The sequence below is a fragment of the Streptomyces sp. NPDC085932 genome (assembly GCF_044540525.1).
GTDB classification, from domain to species: Bacteria; Actinomycetota; Actinomycetes; order Streptomycetales; family Streptomycetaceae; genus Streptomyces; species Streptomyces levis.
The window spans coordinates 284,029-308,362 of sequence record NZ_JBITSJ010000008.1; the positions used below are offsets into that span (position 1 = coordinate 284,029).

Annotated in this window: 22 protein-coding genes and 4 tRNA genes; 18 read left to right on the forward strand and 8 right to left on the reverse strand. The window is 72.0% G+C overall.

Features of this window, described 5'->3' with window-relative positions; genetic code table 11:
* Position 1: 1 nt before the first annotated feature.
* A tRNA-Cys gene (locus ACIGAQ_RS34010) sits at positions 2-75 on the reverse strand.
* 36 nt (positions 76-111) lie between these two features.
* Positions 112-184: transfer RNA gene (locus ACIGAQ_RS34015), tRNA-Gly, on the reverse strand.
* A 178-nt stretch (positions 185-362) separates the two neighbouring features.
* Here ACIGAQ_RS34015 and ACIGAQ_RS34020 point away from each other — a divergent pair.
* Genes ACIGAQ_RS34020 through ACIGAQ_RS34030 form a run of 3 tightly spaced genes read left to right on the forward strand, consistent with a single transcriptional unit; the run spans position 363 to position 3,102 of the window.
* Complete coding sequence (locus tag ACIGAQ_RS34020) at positions 363-1,406, forward strand: chorismate-binding protein (protein WP_399789837.1); 1,044 nt, start codon at positions 363-365, stop codon at positions 1,404-1,406.
* Positions 1,403-2,224: an aminodeoxychorismate lyase gene (locus ACIGAQ_RS34025; protein ID WP_311684292.1), complete on the forward strand. Its 822-nt coding sequence runs from the start codon at positions 1,403-1,405 to the stop codon at positions 2,222-2,224. Before ACIGAQ_RS34020 ends, ACIGAQ_RS34025 begins: the two co-directional genes overlap by 4 nt.
* A gap of 53 nt (positions 2,225-2,277) precedes the next feature.
* Positions 2,278-3,102 carry a GNAT family N-acetyltransferase gene (locus tag ACIGAQ_RS34030; protein ID WP_399789841.1) on the forward strand — a complete coding sequence of 275 codons (825 nt, stop codon included), beginning with the start codon at positions 2,278-2,280 and terminating at the stop codon, positions 3,100-3,102.
* 31 nt (positions 3,103-3,133) lie between these two features.
* Here ACIGAQ_RS34030 and ACIGAQ_RS34035 read toward each other — a convergent pair whose 3' ends face one another.
* A complete protein-coding gene (locus tag ACIGAQ_RS34035) occupies positions 3,134-3,646 on the reverse strand; it encodes a DsbA family protein (RefSeq protein ID WP_399789844.1) in 513 nt (170 codons plus the stop codon).
* A gap of 175 nt (positions 3,647-3,821) precedes the next feature.
* Here ACIGAQ_RS34035 and ACIGAQ_RS34040 point away from each other — a divergent pair, with 175 nt between their 5' ends.
* Together ACIGAQ_RS34040 and ACIGAQ_RS34045 are read left to right on the forward strand one after the other, a co-directional pair.
* Positions 3,822-4,262 carry a hypothetical protein gene (locus tag ACIGAQ_RS34040; protein ID WP_311684296.1) on the forward strand — a complete coding sequence of 147 codons (441 nt, stop codon included), beginning with the start codon at positions 3,822-3,824 and terminating at the stop codon, positions 4,260-4,262.
* Between the two features lie 148 nt (positions 4,263-4,410).
* Positions 4,411-4,587 carry a hypothetical protein gene (locus ACIGAQ_RS34045; RefSeq protein ID WP_311684297.1) on the forward strand — a complete coding sequence of 59 codons (177 nt, stop codon included), beginning with the start codon at positions 4,411-4,413 and terminating at the stop codon, positions 4,585-4,587.
* A gap of 71 nt (positions 4,588-4,658) precedes the next feature.
* On the opposite strand, the gene ACIGAQ_RS34050 is transcribed toward ACIGAQ_RS34045, so the two are convergent.
* Both ACIGAQ_RS34050 and ACIGAQ_RS34055 read right to left on the reverse strand, forming a co-directional pair.
* Positions 4,659-5,219 (reverse strand): CGNR zinc finger domain-containing protein, encoded by a 561-nt coding sequence (locus ACIGAQ_RS34050; protein WP_399789848.1) that lies wholly within the window; start codon positions 5,217-5,219, stop codon positions 4,659-4,661.
* A 287-nt stretch (positions 5,220-5,506) separates the two neighbouring features.
* Positions 5,507-5,920: an SsgA family sporulation/cell division regulator gene (locus ACIGAQ_RS34055; RefSeq protein ID WP_004002642.1), complete on the reverse strand. Its 414-nt coding sequence runs from the start codon at positions 5,918-5,920 to the stop codon at positions 5,507-5,509.
* Between the two features lie 191 nt (positions 5,921-6,111).
* Between ACIGAQ_RS34055 and ACIGAQ_RS34060 the strand changes: the two genes are divergently transcribed.
* From ACIGAQ_RS34060 to ACIGAQ_RS34090, 7 genes are all read left to right on the forward strand, one after another.
* Positions 6,112-6,570 (forward strand): TIGR02611 family protein, encoded by a 459-nt coding sequence (locus ACIGAQ_RS34060; protein WP_311684302.1) that lies wholly within the window; start codon positions 6,112-6,114, stop codon positions 6,568-6,570.
* 76 nt (positions 6,571-6,646) lie between these two features.
* Positions 6,647-6,718, forward strand: a tRNA-Val gene (locus ACIGAQ_RS34065).
* A gap of 628 nt (positions 6,719-7,346) precedes the next feature.
* Entirely contained in the window at positions 7,347-8,636 is a 1,290-nt protein-coding gene (locus ACIGAQ_RS34070) for an ABC transporter substrate-binding protein (protein ID WP_399789851.1), read from the forward strand.
* Positions 8,637-8,647: 11 nt separating this feature from the next.
* Positions 8,648-9,637: a carbohydrate ABC transporter permease gene (locus ACIGAQ_RS34075; RefSeq protein ID WP_399789854.1), complete on the forward strand. Its 990-nt coding sequence runs from the start codon at positions 8,648-8,650 to the stop codon at positions 9,635-9,637.
* On the forward strand, positions 9,634-10,554 hold the full coding sequence (locus ACIGAQ_RS34080) for a carbohydrate ABC transporter permease (RefSeq protein WP_399789858.1): 921 nt from the start codon (positions 9,634-9,636) through the stop codon (positions 10,552-10,554). The genes ACIGAQ_RS34075 and ACIGAQ_RS34080 overlap by 4 nt, the downstream gene beginning before the upstream one ends.
* Positions 10,555-10,561: 7 nt before the next feature.
* Positions 10,562-11,152, forward strand: a complete 591-nt coding sequence (locus ACIGAQ_RS34085) for a hypothetical protein (RefSeq protein WP_399789861.1) — start codon at positions 10,562-10,564, stop codon at positions 11,150-11,152.
* Between the two features lie 112 nt (positions 11,153-11,264).
* Positions 11,265-14,000 carry a Tat pathway signal sequence domain protein gene (locus ACIGAQ_RS34090; RefSeq protein ID WP_399789864.1) on the forward strand — a complete coding sequence of 912 codons (2,736 nt, stop codon included), beginning with the start codon at positions 11,265-11,267 and terminating at the stop codon, positions 13,998-14,000.
* 7 nt (positions 14,001-14,007) lie between these two features.
* Here the strand turns inward: ACIGAQ_RS34090 and ACIGAQ_RS34095 are convergent, their stop codons facing one another.
* A complete protein-coding gene (locus ACIGAQ_RS34095) occupies positions 14,008-16,386 on the reverse strand; it encodes an SCO7613 C-terminal domain-containing membrane protein (RefSeq protein ID WP_399789866.1) in 2,379 nt (792 codons plus the stop codon).
* 97 nt (positions 16,387-16,483) lie between these two features.
* Here ACIGAQ_RS34095 and ACIGAQ_RS34100 point away from each other — a divergent pair, with 97 nt between their 5' ends.
* Together ACIGAQ_RS34100 and ACIGAQ_RS34105 are read left to right on the forward strand one after the other, a co-directional pair.
* Positions 16,484-16,930, forward strand: coding sequence for an SRPBCC family protein (locus ACIGAQ_RS34100; protein ID WP_399789869.1), 447 nt, complete (start codon positions 16,484-16,486; stop codon positions 16,928-16,930).
* A 39-nt stretch (positions 16,931-16,969) separates the two neighbouring features.
* A tRNA-Val gene (locus tag ACIGAQ_RS34105) sits at positions 16,970-17,041 on the forward strand.
* 85 nt (positions 17,042-17,126) lie between these two features.
* Here ACIGAQ_RS34105 and ACIGAQ_RS34110 read toward each other — a convergent pair.
* Positions 17,127-17,855 (reverse strand): 3'-5' exonuclease, encoded by a 729-nt coding sequence (locus tag ACIGAQ_RS34110; RefSeq protein WP_362279074.1) that lies wholly within the window; start codon positions 17,853-17,855, stop codon positions 17,127-17,129.
* A 170-nt stretch (positions 17,856-18,025) separates the two neighbouring features.
* Here ACIGAQ_RS34110 and ACIGAQ_RS34115 point away from each other — a divergent pair, with 170 nt between their 5' ends.
* The 4 genes from ACIGAQ_RS34115 (at position 18,026) to ACIGAQ_RS34130 (ending at position 22,507) form a co-directional block, all read left to right on the forward strand.
* The gene (locus ACIGAQ_RS34115; protein ID WP_311684316.1) at positions 18,026-18,592 is read left to right on the forward strand and encodes a DUF4365 domain-containing protein; all 567 of its coding nucleotides are present in this window, start codon (positions 18,026-18,028) and stop codon (positions 18,590-18,592) included.
* Positions 18,589-19,812 carry a hypothetical protein gene (locus ACIGAQ_RS34120; protein WP_399789873.1) on the forward strand — a complete coding sequence of 408 codons (1,224 nt, stop codon included), beginning with the start codon at positions 18,589-18,591 and terminating at the stop codon, positions 19,810-19,812. The genes ACIGAQ_RS34115 and ACIGAQ_RS34120 overlap by 4 nt, the downstream gene beginning before the upstream one ends.
* A gap of 91 nt (positions 19,813-19,903) precedes the next feature.
* The gene (gene thrS / locus ACIGAQ_RS34125) at positions 19,904-21,880 is read left to right on the forward strand and encodes a threonine--tRNA ligase (protein ID WP_399789876.1); all 1,977 of its coding nucleotides are present in this window, start codon (positions 19,904-19,906) and stop codon (positions 21,878-21,880) included.
* 66 nt (positions 21,881-21,946) lie between these two features.
* Entirely contained in the window at positions 21,947-22,507 is a 561-nt protein-coding gene (locus tag ACIGAQ_RS34130; RefSeq protein WP_309095359.1) for an HIT domain-containing protein, read from the forward strand.
* Positions 22,508-22,622: 115 nt separating this feature from the next.
* On the opposite strand, the gene ACIGAQ_RS34135 is transcribed toward ACIGAQ_RS34130, so the two are convergent.
* A complete protein-coding gene (locus tag ACIGAQ_RS34135; RefSeq protein ID WP_311684322.1) occupies positions 22,623-24,290 on the reverse strand; it encodes a hypothetical protein in 1,668 nt (555 codons plus the stop codon).
* Positions 24,291-24,334 lie beyond the last annotated feature (44 nt).

Genomic DNA, 24,334 nt, shown 5'->3' on the forward strand with positions numbered 1-24,334 from the left:
TTGGAGGTGGAGACGGGATTTGAACCCGTGTAGACGGCTTTGCAGGCCGTTGCCTCGCCTCTCGGCCACTCCACCAGGAGTGTAGGGGGCCGGGAGCCCCCTGTTCCTGCGAGCGGACGACGAGGCTCGAACTCGCGACCTCAACCTTGGCAAGGTTGCGCTCTACCAACTGAGCTACGTCCGCTTGTCGTTTCGGCCCGCTCTCGCGGCCCGGCGACGAGTTGAACTCTAGCGGATTCCGCTGCCAGTACAAAAACGCGTTTGCGCAGCGTGCTGCGCTTGCCCTGCTCAGGGGCGTCGGGAGCGTCCCGGACGGGACGTCCCCCGGCCACCCGCCGGACACCGGCCATAGACTCGACGGCGTGCTCGACCTCCCTCCCCTCGCCCGCTTCGGCGACCGTGTCGCCACCGGGCTCCTCGACGTCACCGACGACCCCGAAGCCCTGGACTCCAGCGGTTTCTGGGCCGTCTGCGCCGACTTCGAGGGCCGTCTGACCTGCGCCCGCTTCGCGGAGGTGCGCACGGCCGAGGTGCCCGCGCCCGTGCCGGGCGCCTGGCGCGGACCCGCGGCAGGTGACTGGACGTCCTCGCTCGACCGCGCCGCGTACACGGCCGCGGTCCGGCGGATCCGCGCGCACATCGCGGCCGGCGAGGTCTACCAGGCGAACCTGTGCCGCGTGCTGTCCGCACCGGTCGCACCCGGCGCCGATGTCGACGCCCTCACCGCACTGCTGGCCCGCGGCAACCCCGCCCCCTACGCAGGAACGATCCGCCTGCCCCGGCACGGCGTGGAGATCGCCACCGCGTCCCCCGAGCTGTTCCTGCGCCGCGAGGGCCGGGTCGTCGAGTCCGGCCCGATCAAGGGCACCGGCCGGACCGAGGCGGACCTGCTGGAGAAGGATTTCGCCGAGAACGTGATGATCGTGGACCTCGTCCGCAACGACATCGGCCGGGTCTGCGCCACGGGCAGCGTGAGCGTGCCCGATCTGTGCGCCGTCGAGAAGCACCCGGGCCTGGTCCACCTCGTGTCGACGGTCCGCGGTGAGCTGGCGGACGGAACCGGCTGGGCCCACCTGCTCGGCGCCGCCTTCCCGCCCGGCTCGGTCACCGGCGCGCCCAAGTCCAGCGCCCTGCGGATCATCGACGCGCTGGAGACGGCGCCGCGCGGCCCGTACTGCGGTGGCATCGGCTGGGTCGACGCCGGCCGCGGGACCGGTGAGCTGGCCGTCGGCATCCGGACCTTCTGGATCGACAGGGACCGGGGCATGCTGCGCTTCGGCACCGGCGCCGGCATCACCTGGGGGTCCGACCCCGAGGGGGAGTGGCGGGAGACCGAGCTGAAGGCGGCCCGGCTGCTCGCGATAGCGTCGGGCACGTACGAGGTGAGTGGAGAGGACCTGACGTGAAGATCTGGCTCGACGGCGGACTGCAGGACATCGAGTCCGCCCGCGTCTCCGTCTTCGACCACGGACTGACCGTGGGCGACGGCATCTTCGAGACGGTGAAGGCCGTGGACGGCCGGGCGTTCGCGCTCACCCGGCATCTCGACCGGCTCACCCGTTCCGCGCGCGGCCTCGGCCTGCCCGACCCGGACCACGACGAGGTCCGCCGCGCCTGTGCCGCCGTCCTCGCGGCCAACCCCGTGCCGCTCGGCCGCCTGCGCATCACCTACACCGGCGGCCACGGCCCGCTCGGGTCCGACCGCGGCGACCACGGCCCGACCCTCGTCGTCGCCGTCGGTGAGACGACCCGCCGCCCGGACTCCACCGCCGTGATCACGGTCCCCTGGACCCGCAACGAGCGCGGCGCGCTCACCGGCCTGAAGACCACCTCGTACGCCGAGAACGTCGTCGCCCTGGCCCGCGCCCGTGAACAGGGCGCCTCCGAGGCCCTGTTCGGCAACACGGTGGGACAGCTCTGCGAGGGCACCGGGTCGAACGTCTTCGTCGTCCTCGACGGCGAGATCCACACCCCGCCGCTCGCCTCCGGCTGCCTCGCGGGCATCACACGCGCGCTCGCCGTCGAATGGACCGGAGCGGAGGAGACCGACCTGCCGCTGGACGTCCTGCAGCGGGCCGACGAGATCTTCCTGACGTCCACGCTGCGGGACGTGCAGGCCGTGCACCGGGTCGACGGCCGGGAGCTGCCGGGCGCGCCCGGCCCGGTGACCGCCAAGGCCATGCGGATCTTCGAGGAGCGCTCCGGGGACGACCTCGACCCCTGACCCTCGCGTCGATCGGGCTGAACAGGGCCGTGGATCCGGGTAGAACACCCCTGATGACCACGACCCTGCGGCCGACCGAGCCGCTTCAGCAGAACGCCGACGGGACGCGCTCGCGCCGCTACCAGGTGTGCGTGAACGGCCGTCCCGTAGGGGCGATACACCTCGGCACGCACCCCGTGTTCGGCGACGCGGTGGCCCGCGTCATGAAGCTCCGCATCGAGGAACCGGACCGCGGGCGCGGCCGGGGCACGGTGGCCGCGCTCGCCGCGGAGGAGGTGGCGCGCGGCTGGGGGTGCCGCCGGATCGAGGCCATGGTCCCCGGGGGCTCCGAGCCCGCGCTGCGCTTCGCCACGGCGCTCGGCTACGTGGTGCGCAACCGCGGCATGGAGAAGCGGCTCGGCGACACCCCGCCCGACCTGCCGTCGGGCAACCGCGCCCGGCCCATGACCGAGGCGGAGTTCGGCCCCTGGCTGGAGAGGGGCAAGGAGGACTACGCCCGCAGCTGGATCGACCGGGGCGTCCCGGAGGCCGAGGCCCGGGCCAAGTCGGAGCGGGACCACGCCACGCTCCTGCCCGACGGCCTGGCCACACCCGGCATGCTGATCAGCGTCGTCGAACACCTGGGGACACCGGTGGGCACGCTGTGGCTCGCGGTCCGTGAGAACGACGCCTTCGTCTTCGACGTCGAGGCCGACGCCGCCCACCGGGGCCGGGGACACGGCCGCACGCTGATGCTGCTGGCCGAGGCCCGGACGATCGCCGAGGGCAGACGCGTCCTCGGCCTCAACGTCTTCGCCGGCAACACCCCGGCCGAGCGCCTCTACGCCTCGCTCGGCTACGAGACGACGCAGTACGCGATGTACAAGCCGCTGCTGTAGCGGCCCCCGGGGGCGGGAGCCGGCGAGGGGATCAGTGCGCGTCGCCGGCCAGCAGCCGGTCCGCGATCTCCTCGATCCGCTCGCGCAGGCCCTCCTGGCTCTTGCCCCCGTCGAGCCGCTCGCCGCCGATGACGTAGGTCGGGGTGCCGGTCACGCCGATGGCCTTGCCCTCGGCCTGGTCGGCGTCCACGATCAGGATGTGCCGGCCGTCGACCAGCGCGGTGTCGAACTCCTCGGCGTCCAGGCCCAGTTCCCGGGCCACCTGCACGAGGAAGGGCTCGCCCTCGCGGCCCAGTTCCTCCACCCGGCCCAGCACGGCCTCCACGTACGCCCACCCCCGGCCCTGCTCCCACGCCTCCTCCGCGGCCTGGGCGGCGGCGAAGGCGTGCTTGTTCTTCTCCAGGGGGAAGTGCCGCAGCCGCGGTTCGAGACGGTCGCCGTAGCGCTCGCGCAGGGCACGGAGGTCGTCCAGCGCGGTGCGGCAGTCCGGGCACTGCAGGTCGCACCAGATCTCGAGAACGGGGGCGGGGGAGGAGTCGCTCATGCCGACAGTCTTCCAGCAGCGGGGCCGCGGGGTGCACCCCGGACCGGCACCTGGGGAGGAGGGGACCCGGAGATGTCCCTGATGTCCGGCCGCGGCATGGCCCGCCGGGGTGGCGCGGGTGCAGGATGGAAGGGCGCAGTGCCCCGCCCGACCGCGTCACGCCCTGGAGGACCGGATGATTGCCGAGACCGTCTGCTCCGCCGTGTCCGCGGCGGGCCTGGGCATCGCGGCCGTCACGGCGTACCGCAAGCGTTTCCTCGCGGCGGTCCGTGTCGCGGCCTACTCCCTCGTGCCGATCGGGCTGGTCATGACGGGCGTCGTCGAATGGCTGGCCGACACGGCGTTCAGCCCGACGGCCTGGGCCGGCTTCGGGGTGCTGGGCCTCGCGTGGGTGCTGTTCACGACGACCCGCATGGTGGAGCGCCGCCGCGGCGGCACCCGCAAGGAGCGCAGGGCGGCCGCCCGTGCGGCCGACCGTCCCGACGCGGTGGCCCCCGGCGCCTCGGCGCCCTCCCTGGGCCAGGGCGCGCGCCCGGCGGCCCGGCCCGCCGCGGCGCCCCGCGGCGAGGACGACTTCAGCGACATCGAGGCCATCCTCAAGAAGCACGGCATCTGACGCCTGGTGGCCGAACCGTCACAGTGCGTCCGCGGGCGCGCGGAAGTGATCACAACCTGAACCGGACCTCACGGAATCGGCGCACTCCCGCACGGAACGAGGCCGCCGATCGCGTCCGGCCCGGCGACTGCGTCATCATCGCCGCGAGATGCTGGACACGACGCAACAGAGCGACCCCGCCCCGCCGCAGGACGAGCCCCGTACCCCTCGGGACGAGCCGCGTGGTTGCCTCTTCGCCCTTTCCCAGCCACCGCTGATGATCTTCCTTGCGGTGATCGGGTGTCTGCTGCTCATGGCCTCGTTGCACGATCTGCTGCTGCTGTGAGCCGTACCCGCGGTACCCGGCGTCACCCGCCGGGACCGCGTCGGCATCGACACTCCCGAGGCCCCCGGCGGTCAGCCGGCCGCCTCCTTGCGACGGGCCCGGTACGCGGCCACGTGCAGCCGGTTTCCGCAGGTGCGGCTGTCGCAGTAGCGGCGGGAACGGTTGCGGGACAGGTCGACGAAGGCCCGGCGGCAGTCCGGCGCCTCGCAGCGGCGCAGCCGCTCCTGCTCCCCGGCGACCACGAAGAACGCCAGCGCCATCCCGCAGTCGGCGGCCAGGTGGTCCGCGACGGACGCGCCGGGCGCGAAGTAGTGGACGTGCCAGTCGTAGCCGTCGTGGTCGGTGAGGCGGGGGGTGGTGCCGGCGGCGGCGACCAGCTCGTTGATCTGGCCGGCGGCGGCCCGGGCGTCGGGGGCCGCGAAGACGGAGGAGAACCGGCCGCGGATCTTCCGCACCGCGGACAGATCGAACTCCGAGAGCACGCCGACATCGCTGATCTCGTGGTTCCGTACGAAATCGGCGAGGGCCGCCACGTCCGGCAGCCCGTCGGCTGCCGTGTCGTCCTCCGGTGCGGTGTTCACCAGATCGACCACGGTGTCGAGGGCGCACCGGGTGTCATGGGTGATCAGCACGATTCGCTCCCTGGCCTGGGGGTCGGGCAGGCGCCCGTCGGTGGGGGCCGATGGTAACGGCTCCGCTACCGCCCGACCGCCCTCACGCCCGTACATGGCTTCGAATACAACGCCGCCGGGGCCGCCATGGTTCCCGGGCGGTCCCGGCGCGTCCCGGTGGTGCGACGCGGACCGGCGCCGCCCCGCGTGCTCCGCGGTGAGGCGCCGGTGTATCCCGTATGCGGTTGTCCGGGCCCGAGCCGTCTCCCCGAGTCGACGGCGCCGGGCGGCTTCGTGGGGGCCTTGACCTAGCTTTCCGCCAGGATGTGCGAGAGCTCCTGATCGAGATCGAAGTGCCGGTGCTCCGTGCCGGGCGGCACAGCGGCGTCGGTGCGCTTCAGGAAGGACTCCAGGGCCCGCGCCGGGGCCTCCAGCAGGGCCTCGCCCTCCGGAGAGCTCAGGGCGATGCACACGACGCCCTGACCGTGACTGCGCGACGGCCAGACGCGGACGTCGCCGGTGCCCGTGGGGCGGTGAAGCCCCTCGGCGAGGAGGTCGCGGGCGAACACCCACTCGACGGTTTCCTCGGCTCCGGTGTGGAAGGTGGCGTGCACGGCGTAGGGGTCGGCCGTGTCGTACCGCAGGCCTGCGGGGACAGGCAGGGAGGACTCGCTCGACACAACGAGGCGCAGGTGCAGCTCGCAGCTGACCGTGGTGTTCATAAGCGCCAGGGCCTTTCGCTCAGTGTGCGCTCGGGGATTCGCACGTCGGCGAAATCGACATGCCACCTACGGTGCCGTTGTAAACCCCTCTGAGTGTTTTGCGTGCCTTTACGTAACTCTTCCGGCCGAGAGATCGTTCGCGCCGTGCGTCCATTCCGGTGACTGGTTTCGCTCGGGTAGTGTTTGGCCGTATGAATACGGGGAGTGACGAGCCGGGCGAGGTGGCCGTGGCATCGAACGAGACGGGGACGAACGAGGCGCACGGCGAGCCGCATCGGGGGCTCGGCTCGCGGGCGCCGGAGTTCGTCAAGGCGCGTCGGCTGCTGCACGTGAGCTGGCAGGTCGGCGTCTTCATCATCGGACTCGCGGTCGTGGTGGCGGGCATCATCATGCTGCCCCTGCCCGGACCGGGCTGGGTCGTGATCTTCGGCGGCATGGCGATCTGGGCGACCGAGTTCGTGTGGGCGCAACTGGTGCTCCGCTGGACCAAGCGGAAGGTCACCGAGGCGGCACAGCGTGCTCTCGACCCCAAGGTGCGGCGCCGCAACATCATCCTGACGACCATCGGCCTGATCATCGTGGGCGTACTGATCGGTATCTACGTGTGGAAGTTCGGCATCGTCATGCCGTGGAAGATCGAGAACCAGTGAGCCGGGCCGGGGGTGCCGGCGCCGGCCCGATGGTCACAGGCACCCCCTGACATGGGGTAATGTTCTTCCTGCGTCCGGGCGATTAGCTCAGTGGGAGAGCGCTTCGTTCACACCGAAGAGGTCACTGGTTCGAACCCAGTATCGCCCACCCGGAACGGCGGCCCACCTGCGACAACGCGGGTGGGCCGCCGTCGTTGCGGCCGGGGGGCGTCGGTGCGTACGGGGAGTGCGGCCGGCCCCGGCGTCGCTGTGCCGACGAGTCTCCTTCGCCGGGTGCCGGACCGTTCGTGCGGCGGCCGTTCCGCCTGAACCGCGCAGCACTGATCAAGCCCCGTGGCGGGCCGCCGACGCGCACCGGGCCGCGCGGGACCGGACACGGCGTGCCCGGCCCGGCCCGCGGCCGCTCCTCGCGCGATCCGCAGGTCCGCCCGCCTTCGTCACGCTCCGTTCCGCATGCCGCGGCACCGTCGGCCTGGCCGGAAACAGGCACCGCCCGTCCCATGGCTCCCTCCGCCCCACCGGCGCCTTTCGGCCGCCGCCGGAACCCGTCCGGTCGGTCCCGCCGCGTTCGCCCCGTCGGCCGCAGGCACCCCACCAGCGACGTCCCGGTGCATCGCACCGGCCTCGTCCGCCTCGCCCGGCACGGTGCCTCGTCCCCCGGTGAGAAATTCTTGTCCGAATCATTGACGCACCATCGGCCCCTCCGTACCTTGTGCCAGCAAGCGCTTACTTGAAACGATTCATGCGAGCGGGGCAACGTGCGGGGAGGTCCAACCGTGGTGTACGGCGGGAATGTTGAGAGGCGAACGGTACTGAAGGCGGCCGGGGCCACGGCGGCGACGCTGGGCCTGGCCGCGACCACCGGCTGCGGTGGTGACGGAGGGGCGTCCGCGGACGGGACGGTGACGATCCGTTATGCGTGGTGGGGCGCGGAGGACCGGGCCCGGAGAATCAGGAAGACCATCGCGCTCTTCGAGAAGAAGTACCCGAAGATCAAGGTGAAAACGGACTTCCAGCCTTATCTCGACTTCTGGAAGAAGTTCAACACGCAGGCCTCCGGCGGAAATCCGCCCGACGTCTTCCAGAATGCCGTCGGCTTCCTCCGCAAATACGACGCGAAGAACGTCCTGCTGGATCTCAGCGAGCAGGTCGAGGCCGGCAACCTCCGGATGGAGGGATTCCGGGCCGGGTTGGAGAAGTTCGGCGAGATCGACGGCAAGCTCCTCGGCGTCCCGGTCGGTTCCAACTCCATGGCCCTCGTCATCGACAAGCCCGTCTACACCAAGGCCGGCGTCAAGCCCGAGCAGGGCTGGACCTGGGACGAGTTCGAAGCGGGCATGAGGAAGATCCGCGACCGGACGGGCCGCGCCGGGGACAGCGGCATGTACGGCGTCATGTACCTCTACGACCTCTATCTGCGCCAGAACGGCAAGGCCTTCTTCACCGAGGACGGACTGGGCTTCACCGAGGCGGATCTGACGGACTGGTGGAGCAGGGCGGAGAAGGGCGTCGAGGAGGGGCTCTACGCCGACCCCAAGAAGGTCGCCCAGATCAAGCCCAAGTCGGCGCTCGCCGCGGAGCTCTGCGGCAGCGAGTTCACCTGGGACAACTTCACCGTGCGTTACAGCGCCGAGGGCAAGAGCGAGTACGCCCTGGCGCCGATCCCCACCACGGACGGCAAGAAGACCGGCCAGTATCTCGGCTCCCTCATGCTGAGCGCCTCCCGGCGCACCCGGCACCCCGAGGAAGTCGCCCGGTTCATCGACTTCATGGTGCACGACCCTGAGGTCGCCAAGATCATGGGCTACGACCGCGGCGTGCCCGCCACCCAGGCGCAGTTCGACGCGTACCGGCCCACCGGCGAGGTCGACAAGGCGATCGCCGCCTATGAGGAATCCCTCGTGAGGGCAGGTGTCCTGGAGCCCATCACCCCGCACCCGAACGGCGCCGACATCTGCGAGTCCGCCTTCCTGCGCATCGCCGAGGAACTCGGCCTGGGCAAGAGGTCCGTGGGAGAGGCCGTCCGGCAGTTCTTCACCGAGTCGAAGACGGCTCTCGGCACCTGAGGGGAACCACCGTGACACACGCCCCTGCCCTGGAGGACCTGTCCCGGGACTCCGAGCCGCGGCACGGTCCGGTGAAGCCCGCGCGCCCCGCCGCCCTCAAGCGGCGGCGGTGCCGGGAGAACCTGGCCGGCTACCTCTTCATGTCCCCGTGGATCGCCGGGTTCCTGCTGCTGACGGCGGGCCCGATGGCCGCCTCCCTGTACTTCGCGTTCACCGACTACAACCTGTTCGACCCGCCGAAGTGGATCGGCCTGGACAACTTCTCCGAGATGTTCGGCGACCCGCGCTGGCGCCACTCGGTACAGGTGACGTTGTGGTACGTCGTCGTCGGCACGCCCCTGAAACTGATCGCGGCGCTCGGCGTGGCGCTGCTCCTCGCCCAGAAGCGGCGCGGGCAGGCCTTCTACCGGGCCGCGTTCTACGCGCCGTCGCTGATCGGGGCGAGCGTGTCCGTCGCGATCGTGTGGAAGGCGATCTTCTCGGACGACGCGGTCGTCGACCGGACGCAGAAGCTGTTCGGGATCGAGGCCGGCGGCTGGACCGGCGACCCGGACATGATCATCTATGCCTTGGTGGCGCTCACCGTCTGGCAGTTCGGCGCTCCCATGGTCATCTTCCTGGCCGGTCTGAAGCAGGTCCCGCGGGAGCTGTACGAGGCGGCCGAGGTGGACGGCGCCGGCACACTGCGGCGGTTCTGGAACATCACCCTGCCGATGATCTCGCCGGTCCTCTTCTTCAACGTCCTGCTGGAGACGATCCACTCGTTCCAGATCTTCAGCTCGGCGTACATCGTCGGCGGCGGCGCCGGGGGCAACGCCTGCGGTCCGGCCGACGGATCGATGGTCTACACCTGCTACCTCTACGTCCAGGGCTTCGAGAACAGCCGGATGGGCCTGGCCTCCGCCATGGCCTGGCTGCTGCTGATCGCGGTCGCGCTGGTGACGGCGGTGCTGTTCTGGTCCCAGAGACGCTGGGTGCACTACGAGGAGGACGCCTCATGAGCTCCCCCGGCTTCTCGGCTCCGCCCGGTCAGGCGGCACCCCCACCGGCCACCGAGATCAAGTCCTCCACCGGGGCCTTCCGCGGGAAGCTGCCCGGGTCCGTCGCCTGGCACGTCGGTTCCCTGCTGATCCTCGGGGTGATCCTCTACCCGGTGGTCTGGGTCGTCGGCGCCTCGTTCAAGAAGAGCGAGGACATCGTCGGCAGCCTGGACCTCTTCCCGGGCGACCCGATCACCACGAACTACACCCGGCTCGGCGAGGGCATCGCGGACATCGCCGTCTCCACGTTCTTCGTCAACTCGCTCATCCTCGCGGTGGGTTCCGTGGTCGGCATCCTGGTGTCCTGCTCCCTGACCGCGTACGCCTTCGCGAAGATCAGGTTCGCGGGCCGGAACCTGCTGTTCACCCTGATGATCGGCACGCTCCTGCTGCCGTACCACGTGCTGCTGATCCCGCAGTACGTGCTGTTCCGCAACATGGAGATGATCAACACCTACACCCCGCTGCTGCTGGGGAAATACCTGGCCACGGAGGCGTTCTTCGTGTTCCTGATGGTGCAGTTCATGCGTAACCTGCCCAAGGAACTCGACGAGGCCGCCCGGCTCGACGGCTGCGGACACGCGCGCATCTACTGGTCGATCGTCCTGCCGCTGTGCCGTCCGGCCCTGATCACCAGCGCGATCTTCACGTTCATCAACGCCTGGAACGACTTCATGGGCCCGCTGATCTACCTGAACGAGCCCGACAAGTACACGGTCTCGCTGGGGCTGAAGATGTTCGTGGACCAGGACGCCGTGGCCAACTACGGCGGCATGATCGCCATGTCGCTGGTCGCGCTGCTGCCGGTCCTGGCCTTCTTCCTCGCCTTCCAGCGCTATTTGATCGACGGCATGGCCACGTCGGGTCTGAAGGGCTGAGGTGCACATGGCCGGGACACGGGTGAAGCCACGGGGTGAGTCGCTGCTCGCGGAGCGATTCGCCGTGTTCGCCGAGGCGTTGCTGACCGGTGTGTGGATCGCGGTCGCCTCGCTGGGCGTGGTGACATACCCGGCGGCCTTCGCCGCCGGGGCGCGGCACCTCAGGCGCCGCATCGCCCACGAGGGCGGCGGTCTGCGTGCGTTCGCCGCCGACTTCCGCACGGCCCTGCGCCGCGGATGGCTCGTGGGCCTCGCCGGGTGGGCGGCGGCGGTCGCGGTGTGGGTGGACGTCCAGGCGGCCCGGGCGGGCATCCCGGGCGGGCCGCTCGCCGGGGCCGTGGGAGTCGTGGCGCTGATCGCCCTCGTCGTGGCCGGGCTGCGCGCGGCGGCGGTCTGGGAGCCGGGCGCCCGCTGGCGCACGCTGCTCGCGCACGCCGGGCGGCGGACCGTGCTGGATCCGGCCGGGTCCTTCCTGCTCGTCGGCGGGCTGGCCGTGATGCCCCTGTCCGCCTGGTTCGCGACGCCGCTGGCGATTCCCGTCCTCGGGGCCGTCGCGGCGGCGGCCGTCGCCGTGGAGGAGCGGTACCGGCACCGCTGACGGCGGTCCCCGCCTTCCCGGGCCGGTGCCCAGGCGCCGCGCCTCTGTCTGTCATGCCCCTGATCAACGTACGGATCCCCTCCCGCACGGACGAGGAAAGGCAGCACACCCCATGTCTCCCATCCCCCGCAGATCCCTCCTGAAGGCCGCCGCCGTCGCCGGAGCCGCCGCCCAGTTCAGCTGGGCACTGGGGGCGCAGGACGCCCAGGCCGCGCCCCAGGCCGCGCCCGGCGACGCCGGCCCGGTGGTCCTGGACTGGCTGGAGGACGGCGGTCTCGGCGCCGCCCCCGGCTCCACCGTCGGCGTGCCCTGGCCGAAGGGCGCCCACCAGGATGGCCAGGACTTCGCGCTCACGGACGCGGACGGCACGGCCGTCCCCGTACAGTCGTGGCCGATCGCCTACTGGCCCGACGGCTCCCTCAAGTGGACCGCGCACGCGGTCGGTTCGGGCCACGGCAAACTCACCCTCCGGGCCGGCACGCCCGCCGCCCCCGAGAAGAAGGTCACCGTCGACCGGAGCGGCGGCACCATCGACGTCTCGACCGGTGTCATCACCGTGCGGATCGCCAAGTCCGGCTCCACGCTCGTCAAGTCGGTGAACCGTGGCGCGACCGAGATCGCCCGCAACGGCCGGCTGGTGCTGATCCGCCAGCCGGAGTTCGAGGACGAGGACCAGGGCACGGTCCGCACCGAGCGCTTCGACGGCGTCCTCTCCACCGTCCGGGTCGAACAGGAGGGCCCCGTCCGGGCCGTCGTCCGCATCGACGGCAAGCACCGCAAGGGCGACCGCAGCTGGCTGCCGTTCTCCGTCCGGCTCTACTTCTACGCGGGCGCCGACTCCTTCCGCATGGTGCACACCATCACCTACGACGGCACCCAGCAGCCGGGCAAGGCCTCCGGCGACTTCGTGCGCGGCCTCGGCGTCCGCTTCACCGTGCCGATGCGCGACGAGTCCTACGACCGCCACATCCGCATCGGCGGCGACGGCACCGGCCTGCTGCGCGAGGCCGTCAAGGGCGTCACCGGACTGCGCCGCGACCCGGGCGCGGCCGTGCAGGCGGCCCAGTACGAGGGGAAGAAGCTGCCCGACCCGGCCACCTGGGACCAGCGCGTCACCACCCGCCTGCAGTACATCCCCGAGTGGGGCGACTACACCCTCTCCCAGCTCTCCGCCGACGGCTTCACCCTGCGCAAACGCACCAAGAAGGGCTACGGCTGGATCGGCGCGGGCGGCGGCCGGCGCGCCTCCGGCTTCGGCTACGTCGGCGGCGTGAGCGGCGGACTCTCCTTCGGCCTGCGCGACTTCTGGGAGAAGTTCCCCGCCCAGCTCGACATCCGCGACGCCCACACCGACGCCGCCGAGGTCACCCTCTGGCTCTGGTCCCCCGAGGCGCAGCCCATGGACCTGCGCTTCTACCACGACGGCATGGGCCAGGACACCTTCCCCGAGCAGCTCGAAGGCCTGAACATCACCTACGAGGACTACGAGCCCGGGTTCGGCACGCCCTACGGCATCGCCCGCACCTCCGAGCTGCTGTTCTGGGCCAACGCCTCCACCCCGAGCGCCGAGACGCTCGCCGGGCAGGTCGAGGCCGTCCGGGTCCTGCCGCAGCTCGCCGCCCCGCCGAAACAGCTCATCGAGGCGGGCGTCTTCGGCAAGGGCCTGTTCGCCGAACCCGACCGCTCCACCCCGGCCAAGGCGAAGATCGAGGACCACCTCGACTTCCTCCTCACCTACTACCGGGACCAGGTGGAGATGCGCCGGTGGTACGGCTTCTGGGACTACGGCGACATCATGCACACCTACGACACCGTCCGGCACCAGTGGCGCTACGACGTCGGCGGCTACGCCTGGGACAACTCGGAGCTGTCGCCGGACCTGTGGCTCTGGTACGCGTATCTCAGAAGCGGCCGTGCCGACCTCTTCCGTTTCGCCGAGGCCATGACCCGGCACACCGGCGAGGTCGACGTCTACCACCTCGGCACCTGGGCCGGCCTGGGCACCCGGCACGGGGTGCAGCACTGGGCCGACAGCGCCAAGCAGCAGCGCATCGCCAACACCACGTACCGGCGCTACTACTACTTCCTCACCGCCGACGAGCGCGTCGGCGACCTCATGCACGCCAACGTCGACTCCGACGAGACGTTCCTCGTCCTCGACCCGATCCGCAAGATCCGCACCGAGCCGTACACGCCCGACCGGCACGCCCTGTCGATCGGCTTCGGCACCGACTGGAGCGGCCTGGTCTCGGCGTGGCTGACCGAGTGGGAGCGCAAGGGCCCCAAGTGGGAGAAGGCCAGGGCACGCGTGCTGTCCACGATGGAGACCATCGCCGCCCAGCCCAACGGGTTCGTGCAGGGCAGCGGTCTGTACGACCTGGACACCGGCAGGTTCGCCGTCGCCGCCCAGCCCAGGGTCGAGGTCTCGCACCTGTCGGCCGTCTTCGGCCTCAACGAGCTGTGCGCCGAGCTCATCGACCTCGTCGACATGCCCGAGTTCAAGGAGGCGTACCTCGACTACTGCCGCTACTTCAACGCCACCAAAGCCGAACAGGCGGCCCGCTACGGCAGCAACTTCGGCTCCCTGATCCTCTTCCAGGGCCACTCGCGCCTCGACGCCTACGCCGCCGTCCAGACCGGCGACGAAAAGCTCGCCCGGCGTGCCTGGGACAAGTTCTACGACTCCGACGGCTACAAGGAGTCCGCGCCGTGGAGGACCGAGAGGCTCGACGGCCCGCTGACCCTGGTGCCGGGCAGCGAGGCGCCGTGGGTCTCCACCAACGACACCTCGCTGTACGGCCTCGCCGCGATCGAGAACCTGGCCCTGCTCGGGGACAGGATGCCGTAGCCCGCGGCTAGTTCATCCTGCCCAGCACGTCCCGTACCCGCCGGACGTCCCGGATCCGCTGCTCGTACGTCGCCCCGAGTGCGAGCAGCAGGAGCCCGGCGAGGGCGGGTGGTGCCCAGCGGGGGAGTGCGCCGGTGACCTGCACGACGTAGGGGGCGAGTTCGTGCAGGGTCACCAGGGCGAGCACCGAACCGCCCAGCACCAGGGGTGCCTTGAGGTGGTGCCGGGCGCCCAGCAGGGTGACCAGCAGCGCCGCCGTGCCCAGCAGCAGCGGACGCGTCCAGTGCGGGTCGCCCCAGGCCGCCGCCAGGCTCGGCAGCAGGGTCGCGGTCAGTCCGGCGCCGTACGCCGTCCAGGAGGAGGTCCGCGGGTCGCGGCGCCGGCGCAGGGCGCCGACGAGCAGGGCCGGGACGGTCACCGGGAGCGTGTACGCCTCGGGCGTGGAGACGTCCCAGGCGGCCAGGCGCACCCAGGTGGCCAGCACGAACAGGGCGGCGGCCGCGTAGCCGACGGGGCGGCGGCCGGGACGCAGCGCGGTGCCCGCCGCGATCACGCCGCACAGGGCCAGCACCAGGGCGAGCAGCGGCGGGTCGGTCACGGCGAGGCCCACGGCGAGCAGACCGGTGGCGGCCGCCGTGATCTCCACCGCCACCACCGACGCGGGCTCGGCCAGACGTGCCGCGAGCAGGGCGGCGGCCGCGGGCACGGCCAGCACCAGCAGCGCCGTACGGGCTGGCGGCCAGTCCGCCGCGGCACCCGTGGCCGAGGCCAGCGCGGCGGCGTACACCAGGGCGGCCGGAGCCGTCCAGCACGTGAGTCCCGTCCGCCACGCGAACACGCCGAGCAGCGCCGTCAGCACGGACAGCACGACCAGCGTCGCGTTCTGGGAGGCCAGGGAGACCAGCGTCAGATCGACGGCCGTGACCAGCGCGAGGAGCAGGGCGGTGAGCCGCGCCTCGGGCGCCGCGGTCCGGCCCGTGTACAGGGCGGCCGCCGTCAGGACGACCAGCACGGCCACCCCGGCCCCGTACGGAACCGCGAGGATCGCCGGAAGCACCAGCGCCGCCGCCCACAGCAGGCCGAGCGCGCCGACACGGGCGGGTGGACGCCACCGCTCCGCGCGGACCACCAGCGCGAGCACCGCCGCGACCGCCCCCAGCACCAGGGGAGCCGTCCCCGCGTCCGGCGGCCAGGGCGCGTCCACGGTGACCGCCGCACGGGCGTCCGACGGCGCCCCGCTCCACACCCGGCCGAGCCACCCGGCCGGCCCCAGCACCACCAGGGCGAGGACGGGCAGCGTCCACAGCAGGGCCAGCGCCTGGACGGCGGCGGAGGCCCAGACGCCGCCGTGCCGCACCGCCTCCGGCAGGCGAACGGCCCGCAGCACGGTCAACAGGGCGATTCCGAGAGCCAGATGGACCGGCACGACCCACTCCGACGGCATCATCGTGCGCGGCACCGCGCCGAGCGCGGCGACGGCGAGCAGCCCCGCTGCGATCGAGAGGCCGAGGGAGTGGGCGGCGCCCTGGCCGCGCCAGGCCGCGGCCAGGGCGATGCCGGCCGCGAGCAGGAGCAGCGCACCCGCCCGGGCGGCAGCGCCCGGACCGCCCGCCGTCCAGGACAGCCAGCCGGCGACGAGGACGCCCCAGCCGCCCGCGGCGTACGCGCCGGCGACCGCCGCGATCCGCACCGACACGGACGCGACGCGCAGGACCACCACCGTGTCCAGCCCGGCCGTCACCAGCAGCGCGGCCGCGATCACGGACGGCTCCGCGCCGGCGGCCAGCGCCCCCAACAGCAGCGGGAACTGCGCCGCCGCCACGGCGGAGGGCAGGGGCAGCCGCAGCGCGGCCGTGGCCGGGAGCAGACCGTACGCCGCCCAGAGCCCGGCCAGCGCCGCGGTCGCGGCCGCCGCGTACCCGGTCCCGTCGGTCCCGGCGAGGGCCGCCGCGTGCAGCGCGTACGCGTCCAGGACGGTCAGGGCCAGGCCGAGCCCCGCCACGGACTCGGCCGTCGACCGCAGTCCGCGCCGCAGCAGCACCAGGGGCGCCCCGAGCGCGGCCAGCGTCACCGCGCCGAGCACCAGCGCCCGCCCCGTGATGCCCATGTGGCCCCAGCTGACCAGCGTGAACACCGCGGCCGCGAGCGTGAGCAGCACACCGCCGAGCACCAGCAGCACGTTCTGCACGCTGGGCGCGGCGGCCTCCGGGCGGGGCGGTGCGGCGGGCCGCGGGTGCGCCCAGGGCCGCGACGGCCGCCCTGTCTGCTGCAGGGCCGCGACGAGCCAGGCGCGGCGAGTCAGCAACTGGGCCCGGCGGGCGTCCAGTTGCCTCAGTTCGGCGTCGAGGAGCCGTAGTTCCTCGGCCGGGGGCGGAAGGTGCGTCATGGCACGCAGTGTGGTCCGCGTCACCGCGCCGGACATGAGTGCGGATACTCAGGCGCGTACTCAGCCGGTCCCCGCCCCGAGTGGGCACACTGCGGACATGGACTGGAACCACTACCGATTCCGCAGCCTGTGGCCCCTGCCCGCACCGCCCGCCACCGTGTACGAGGCGCTGGAACGCCCCGAGGACTACCCGCGCTGGTGGCGCCAGGTCCGCGAGGTGACCCGGCTCGACGACACCACCGGCGTGATCCGGATCCGTTCCGTCCTGCCGTACGACATGACCTTCACGGCGCGCGAGGTGCGGCGCGATCCCGGGACCGGAGTGCTGGAGATCGCCGTGTCCGGGGACATCGAGGGCTGGGCGCGCTGGACGGTCACGCCTCGCGGCACGGGCAGCCTCGCCCGGTACGACCAGGTCGTGAGCGTCACCAAGCCGCTGCTGAGGCGGTTCGCCGTACCGGGACGGCCCGTCTTCCGCGCCAACCACGCCCTGATGATGCGCTCCGGGCGGCGCGGACTGCTCCGGCACCTGCGAACGGTTTGAAGGAAGCGTGCCGGGACCTGTATTGTTCAGTGCGTTCCCGGGCGATTAGCTCAGTGGGAGAGCGCTTCGTTCACACCGAAGAGGTCACTGGTTCGAACCCAGTATCGCCCACCGGAAACAGCCGGTCCGTCACAGACGGACCGGTTTTTTCATGCCCGCCCGGTACCGCTCGGCTCGCCGCGCTCCCGCGCCGGGCTCAGGCCGCCGCCGGCAGGTCCGGACGCAGCGGCCAGGCCGGGTCGACCACCTCGTCCACGCCGCTGCGCGCGAACCACGCCTGCAGCCCCCGGGCCTGCGCCGCGTGCCACACCGCCTGGAGCGTGTGCAGCTCACCCGGTGCGAGCCGCTCCAGCCGGGACGCGAACCGGCGGCCCACCGCCCGGGTCACCTCCAGCGCGGCCACCGCGTCCGCCGCCGCGTCGTGCGCGCCCTCCAGGGCGATGCCGTAGTGCGCGCACAGGTCGGTCAGGGTGCGGCGGCCCTTGCGGTAGCGGTCCAGGTGCTTGTCCAGGACCCTCGGGTCCAGCACCAGCAGCGGCGCCGCCTCGAACCAGCGGCCCAGCGCCGAGGCGCGATGCCGGCGCAACTCCCGGTCCAGCATGGTCAGATCGAACGGCGCGTTCATCACCACCACCGGGCGGCCGACGTGGGCCTGCTCCGCCAGCGCCTCCGCTATCTCGTACATCACCGGCGCCGGCCACCGGCCGTTGCGCTGCAGGTGATCCTCCGTCAGCCCGTGCACCGCCGTCGCCTCCGCGGGCACCGGCACCCCCGGGTTCACCAGCCAGCGGCTGACCCGGGGCCGCATGCCCGGCGCGTCCTGGACGACGACGGCGGCCGACACGATCCGGTCGGTCTCGACGTCCACGCCCGTCGTCTCCGTGTCGAAGGCGGCCAGCGGCCCCTCGTACCAGCACGTCGTCATACGCCCACAACCCCTCGATCACCTTCGGCAGTTGACGTCCCGTCCGCTGCCCGATCCGGTGATACCCGGGCTGTTTGCGCCGTACGCCGGAAGGAGACAACAGGAGTACGGGTCGTTGCAGTTCAGCGGCCCGCAGCGGGGAATCACTTGTTCTGGAAGGCTGTTGGGCCATGGCCATAGCGCAGCCCGAACGGGGCGGGCTGCTGCCCGGGAGCACGGCTGCCTCCCGCGGCTCTCTCGCCACCACCGCCTGCATGGAGACACTGCAGGTCGGCTATCTGCACGCCGTCGCGGCGGCCGCCGGGTGCTCGCTGTCGCAGCCCTTTCCCGACAACGGCATCGACTGGCACGTCAGCCACAGCGCCCCCGGGCACACGGTCGACGACGAGGTCACCATCAAGGTGCAGCTCAAGGCCACCTACCAGGTGCCGCCCCACCCGCCGGGCCGCGCCTTCTCCTTCACGCTCGACAACGACCACCTGGCCAAGCTCGCCCGCACCCCCGTGTCCGTGCACAAGATCCTGGTGGTGATGCTGGTGCCGCGTTCCCAGGACGACTGGCTGCGCGCCGGCCACGACCGGCTCGACCTGAGGCACTGCTGCTACTGGACGAACCTCGCCGGCCACCCCGTCACCGGCCGCCGCCGCACCACCGTGCGCATACCGACTTCACGCATCTTCGACGACCGGGCGCTGTGCGAGATCATGACCCGGGTCGGGACGGGAGGCAGACCGTGACGCACCGCCCGACCGAGGAGCCCGCGAGGCCCGTGCGGCCCCACCCCGTGGACACCGCCTGGAGCGGCTCGCCGCCCGATCCCGCCGCGGTCGACCCGGCCGTGCTCGGCGCCCTGCTGCGGCGGCACGGCTGGCAGCGCCGCGGCGGCGCCCCGGGGCGGTACGGCCGCTGGACCCCGCCCGGGCCGGGTGGCGGCACGAGCCTGCTGGTGCCCGAGAGCCGCGCCTTCCCCGACAGCGACGACCTGCTCGCCGAGGCCCTGCTCGCCCTCTCCCGTAGCGGCGCGCCCTCCGCCCGCGAGGTCCTCGTCTCCCTCGCGGTGCCCAGCGACGAGATCCGCTGGTGGCAGGACGTCCCCGCCGGGCCCGCCGGCGCGGCGCCCTGGACCGCCGAGGAGCGGCTGCGCACCGCCGCCCGCCGGACCCTGCTCGCCGCCGCCCTCGCCACCCGCGCGCGGGCCGGCTACCACGGCGCCCGCCACCGCCGCGCCGCCGCCGCGGCCCTGGAGGGCGTCCTCGTCGGCTCCGCCAGCGGGGGCCGGCTCACCGCCTTCGTGCCCGTCACCGGCGGCCGGCCCCTCGCCGTACGCCTCCACCAGGCCCTCTTCGCCGCCCGCGAGGCCATCGACTACCAGCGCGCCACCGGCGGCATGGACGCCTTCGACGCGGCGGTCGAGGCCGGGGTGAGCCACGAGCTCACCGAGTCCCTCGTCGCTCTCGTCCGGGGCACCGAGGGCGCCCGGATCGCCGTCGCGTGGGCCCCGGCGGCCGGGGTGCCCGGGGGCTGCGCACCCGGCGCCGAGCCCGTCGAGTTCTCCCCCGGCGACCTGCCCGCGCTGCGCGACGCCGGCGCCCGCTACCTGCGCGAGGAGCCCTCCGTACCGGTGCGCATCACCGGGGCCGTCACCCGCATGCGCCGGTCCGGGCCGCGGGGCGAGGGCACCGTACGGCTGCGCGTCCTCGCCGGGGCCGACGTGCCGCACGTCCGGATCACGCTCGACGAGGAGGCGTACCGGATCGCCGGGCACGCCCACCTGGTCGGGCTGCCGGTGCGGGTGCACGGACGGCTGGAGAGCCGGGGCGGGTTCCGCCGTCTCACCGGCGCCCACGGCATCGTGCCCGTGCAGGTCGACGACGCCGAGCGGGACCGGCTGCTGAAGGAGCTCCAGGAGAACCTCGACTTCTTCGAGGAGGCCTGCGGAGGGGACTGCGGGGACTGATTTCGCCCCGGGCGGTCCCGGGTCGGTACGATCCTTACTCGTGCGTGCGCTCCGGTATGGCGCCGCAGCCCCCTTCAGTCAGGAGAGACCGGTGTCAGACGTCCGTGTGATCATCCAACGCGATTCCGAGCGGGAAGAACGCGTGGTGACGACGGGCACTACGGCCGCCGAGCTCTTCGCCGGCGAGCGCTCGGTCATCGCCGCGCGCGTGGCCGGCGAGCTCAAGGACCTGTCGTACGCGCTGTCGGACGGCGACGAGGTCGAGGGCGTCGAGATCTCCTCCGAGGACGGTCTGAACATCCTGCGCCACTCCACCGCGCACGTCATGGCGCAGGCCGTGCAGGAGCTCTTCCCCGAGGCCAAGCTCGGCATCGGCCCGCCCGTCAAGGACGGCTTCTACTACGACTTCGACGTCGAGAAGCCGTTCACGCCCGAGGATCTCAAGGCCATCGAGAAGAAGATGCAGGAGATCCAGAAGCGCGGGCAGCGCTTCTCCCGCCGCGTCGTCACCGACGAGGCCGCCCGCGAGGAGCTGGCCGGCGAGCCGTACAAGCTGGAGCTGATCGGCCTCAAGGGCTCCGCCTCGTCCGACGACGGCGCGGACGTCGAGGTCGGCGCCGGCGAGCTGACGATCTACGACAACCTGGACGCCAAGACCGGCGAGCTGTGCTGGAAGGACCTCTGCCGCGGTCCCCACCTGCCCACCACCCGCAACATCCCGGCGTTCAAGCTGATGCGCAACGCGGCCGCCTACTGGCGCGGCAGCGAGAAGAACCCCATGCTCCAGCGCATCTACGGCACCGCCTGGCCCACCAAGGACGAGCTGAAGGCGCACCTGGAGTTCCTCGCCGAGGCCGAGAAGCGCGACCACCGCAAGCTCGGCAGCGAGCTGGACCTGTTCTCCATCCCGGAGCAGATCGGCTCCGGCCTCGCCGTCTTCCACCCCAAGGGCGGCATCATCCGCCGGGTCATGGAGGACTACTCGCGCAAGCGGCACGAGGAGGCGGGCTACGAGTTCGTCTACACCCCGCACGCGACGAAGGGGAAGCTCTTCGAGACCTCGGGCCACCTGGACTGGTACGCCGACGGCATGTACCCGCCCATGCAGCTCGACGAGGGCGTGGACTACTACCTCAAGCCCATGAACTGCCCGATGCACAACCTGATCTTCGACGCGCGCGGCCGGTCCTACCGCGAACTGCCGCTGCGCCTGTTCGAGTTCGGCACCGTGTACCGGTACGAGAAGTCGGGCGTCGTGCACGGCCTGACCCGCGCCCGCGGCTTCACCCAGGACGACGCGCACATCTACTGCACCCGCGAGCAGATGTCCGAGGAGCTCGACAAGCTGCTCACCTTCGTGCTGGAGCTGCTGCGCGACTACGGCCTGACCGACTTCTACCTGGAGCTTTCCACCAAGGACCCGGAGAAGTTCGTCGGCTCCGACGAGGCCTGGGAGGAGGCCACCGAGACGCTGCGCCAGGTCGCCGAGAAGCAGGGCCTGCCCCTCGTCCCGGACCCGGGCGGCGCCGCCTTCTACGGCCCGAAGATCTCCGTCCAGGCCAAGGACGCCATCGGCCGCACCTGGCAGATGTCGACCATCCAGCTCGACTTCAACCTGCCGGAGCGCTTCGACCTGGAGTACACCTCCGCCGACGGCTCCAAGCAGCGCCCGGTCATGATCCACCGCGCGCTGTTCGGCTCGATCGAGCGCTTCTTCGCGGTGCTGCTGGAGCACTACGCGGGCGCCTTCCCGGCCTGGCTGGCCCCGGTCCAGGCGCTCGGCATCCCGATCGGCGACGCGCACGTCGAGTACCTGGAGAAGTTCGCCGCCGCGGCCAGGAAGAAGGGCCTGCGCGTGGAGGTCGACTCCTCCTCCGACCGGATGCAGAAGAAGATCCGCAACGCCCAGAAGCAGAAGGTGCCCTTCATGGTCATCGCGGGCGACGAGGACATGTCGAACGGCTCGGTCTCCTTCCGCTACCGCGACGGCTCGCAGGAGAACGGCATCCCCTTCGACGAGGCCATCGCGAAGATCCAGAAGGTCGTCGAGGAGCGCGCGCAGGTCTGATCGCACGGCGCACGGGCCCCCGGGGCGATCCCGGGGGCCTTTGCCGTCCCCCCAGCTCGACGCCATATGCTGCACTGCATGACGAGTGAGCCGGAGCAGCAGCTGGGAGTCGGGACGCAGGACGCGTTCCAGCGTCTGTGGACCCCCCACCGGATGGCCTACATCCAGGGGGAGAACAAGCCGACCGGCCCGGGCGCCGGCGACGGCTGCCCCTTCTGCTCCATCCCGGCCAAGTCCGACGAGGACGGACTCGTCGTCCGCCGCGGCGAGCAGGTCTACGCGGTGCTCAACCTCTATCCGTACAACGGCGGGCACCTGATGACCGTGCCCTACCGGCACGTCGCCGACTACACCGACCTGACGGCCGCGGAGACCGCCGAGCTCGGCGAACTCACCAAGCAGGCCATGACGGCCCTGCGCACGGCCTCCGGCGCCCACGGGTTCAACATCGGCATGAACCAGGGCTCGGTGGCGGGCGCGGGCATCGCGGCGCACCTGCACCAGCACATCGTGCCGCGGTGGGGCGGCGACACGAACTTCATGCCGGTGGTCGGGCACACGCGAGTGCTGCCGCAGCTGCTGGCCGACACGCGGAAGATGCTGGCGGAGGCCTGGCCGAGCACCTGAGCCGGGCGGTTTCCGTCAGCCCGTCCGGCGCTCGAGGGCGAGGCCGTCCAGGCCGACGGGGGTCCGGGGGCGAAGCCCCGGGAACACCAGCCCCCACCGGCCCGGGGCCGGTCACCTACGCGTCGTAGACGTCGGCCTTCTTCGGTGAAGCCTCCTGCACCGCCCCGCTGAGCGCCGCCGACCGCGCCCCGAACTTCTCCACGTTCACGCCGTTCTCCCGCAGCACCTTCAGCGCGGCCGCGTGCACCACCCGCAGCACCGGCGTCGCCGCCCGCAGCGCGTCGTCCGCCATGAACCGGTGCCGCCACGGCTGGTCCGCCCACGCGTGCCGCAGACCGAACGGCTCCGGCAGTGTCAGACTTCCGCCGAGCCAGTTCAGCAGCGGCGGGTACCAGGTCAGCGGGGCCCGCGCGGCCAGCCGTACCACCTCGTCGGCGTCGATCAGCGGGAGCTTCACCGTGCGGGTCTCCCAGAAGCGGAGCGACTTCTGCACCGTCTTCTCCTTGGCCGCCGGCTTCTCGTTGAACAGCGAGTTGACCGGGCCCAGGGCGTGCCCGGTGACCTCGATGCGCAGCGTGTCGTGCAGCACGGTCACCGTGATCAGCATCGTGATCACCAGGTGGCCGTCCCACAGGGTCCACTGCACGCCCAGGTAGTGCCGGTCGCCGCTGCCGAACTGCTGCTTGTTGCAGATCTCCTGTATGGCGTGCGTCCGCACCGTGTACGCCTCGACGTCCGTGCCGCTCGGCCGGGACACCTCCGTCGCCTTCTCCCCGATCGGCGTGACGACCCAGTGCGTGATGGTCGGCTTGGGGAAGCCGCCGGTGTTGATCGACGTGCGCTCCAGCATGCCCAGGCCGCCCTGGATCGCCACGATGACGTCCCAGCTGCGGAAGGGGTGGAAGTCCTTGCCCGGATCGGCGGAGACCAACTCCTCGGCCAGCTGCCAGCTGCCCCAGCGCGTGCCCATGCCCAGGATGCCCTTGGGACCGGCGTAGAACGCCGAGTTGGAGCGCTGCTCGGCGGCGAGGCGGGCCAGCTCCTTGCGGACCTGCTCGGCCGCGTCACCCGGCGTGCCCGGCACCGCCTCGGGGATCTTGGCGCCGACACCACCGCCGGACAGCAGGCTCGACCAGCGCTCGCGCAGGTCGCGGGCCGTGCGCTCGCAGATCAGCTTCGCCCAGAACCAGCCGACCACCGGCATGACGATCGCCAGGCGCCCGTACCACGCCCAGAAGCCGGTGAACGGCATGCGCAGCAGGAACAGCACCGCCAGCGCCCCCACGGCGACCAGCAGTGTCGTGGCCAGGGCACCGGCGCGCTTGTCCTCCCGCTTGGCCATGGTCGTGCGCAGCGTGAACACCAGCAGCCACACCAGGAAGCCGGGCAGGAACAGCACCCCGCAGATCACCGTGATCGCCGAGAGCATGTTGTCGCGGTCGCGGCGGATGCGGTGGGCCGCCAGGCAGTGCTCCACGACGACCTGCGGCTCGATGCCGAAGGACTGGATGACCGGCTTGCGCCCGGCGCCCAGCATGCGGTCGATGATCGCGCGGGAGAAGGCCTCACCGAACCGGGGGCGGAAGATCTTCGCCCACGGGCGTGGCGGGGTCACCTTCGACTGATGCCACTCGTTGTCGGCGTTGAGGATCTTGGTGACCTCGTCGTCCCGGTACGCCGCCGCGGCCAGCGCGTAGGTCGCCGCCGTCTGGCCGCTCGCGCCCGCCACGGGCACCTGGGCCCCGGGACTGAAGTCGAATCCGTCCGTCACTGCCGCCCCCATCGCTGCCGCATCTGCATCTGCGGCCTTCCCGACTTCCGCGCTCC

Bases quoted from the DNA above. Each gene is read 5' to 3' on its own strand.
- ACIGAQ_RS34100 (WP_399789869.1), top strand. From the start codon at position 16,484: ATGGACTGGAACCACTACCGATTCCGCAGCCTGTGGCCCCTGCCCGCA.
- ACIGAQ_RS34090 (WP_399789864.1), top strand. From the start codon at position 11,265: ATGTCTCCCATCCCCCGCAGATCCCTCCTGAAGGCCGCCGCCGTCGCC.
- ACIGAQ_RS34055 (WP_004002642.1), bottom strand. From the start codon at position 5,920: ATGAACACCACGGTCAGCTGCGAGCTGCACCTGCGCCTCGTTGTGTCG.
- ACIGAQ_RS34045 (WP_311684297.1), top strand. From the start codon at position 4,411: ATGCTGGACACGACGCAACAGAGCGACCCCGCCCCGCCGCAGGACGAG.
- ACIGAQ_RS34130 (WP_309095359.1), top strand. From the start codon at position 21,947: ATGCTGCACTGCATGACGAGTGAGCCGGAGCAGCAGCTGGGAGTCGGG.
- ACIGAQ_RS34110 (WP_362279074.1), bottom strand. From the start codon at position 17,855: ATGACGACGTGCTGGTACGAGGGGCCGCTGGCCGCCTTCGACACGGAG.
- ACIGAQ_RS34030 (WP_399789841.1), top strand. From the start codon at position 2,278: ATGACCACGACCCTGCGGCCGACCGAGCCGCTTCAGCAGAACGCCGAC.
- ACIGAQ_RS34135 (WP_311684322.1), bottom strand. From the start codon at position 24,290: ATGGGGGCGGCAGTGACGGACGGATTCGACTTCAGTCCCGGGGCCCAG.
- ACIGAQ_RS34085 (WP_399789861.1), top strand. From the start codon at position 10,562: ATGGCCGGGACACGGGTGAAGCCACGGGGTGAGTCGCTGCTCGCGGAG.
- ACIGAQ_RS34040 (WP_311684296.1), top strand. From the start codon at position 3,822: ATGATTGCCGAGACCGTCTGCTCCGCCGTGTCCGCGGCGGGCCTGGGC.
- ACIGAQ_RS34115 (WP_311684316.1), top strand. From the start codon at position 18,026: ATGGCCATAGCGCAGCCCGAACGGGGCGGGCTGCTGCCCGGGAGCACG.
- ACIGAQ_RS34095 (WP_399789866.1), bottom strand. From the start codon at position 16,386: ATGACGCACCTTCCGCCCCCGGCCGAGGAACTACGGCTCCTCGACGCC.
- ACIGAQ_RS34060 (WP_311684302.1), top strand. From the start codon at position 6,112: ATGAATACGGGGAGTGACGAGCCGGGCGAGGTGGCCGTGGCATCGAAC.
- ACIGAQ_RS34080 (WP_399789858.1), top strand. From the start codon at position 9,634: ATGAGCTCCCCCGGCTTCTCGGCTCCGCCCGGTCAGGCGGCACCCCCA.
- ACIGAQ_RS34035 (WP_399789844.1), bottom strand. From the start codon at position 3,646: ATGAGCGACTCCTCCCCCGCCCCCGTTCTCGAGATCTGGTGCGACCTG.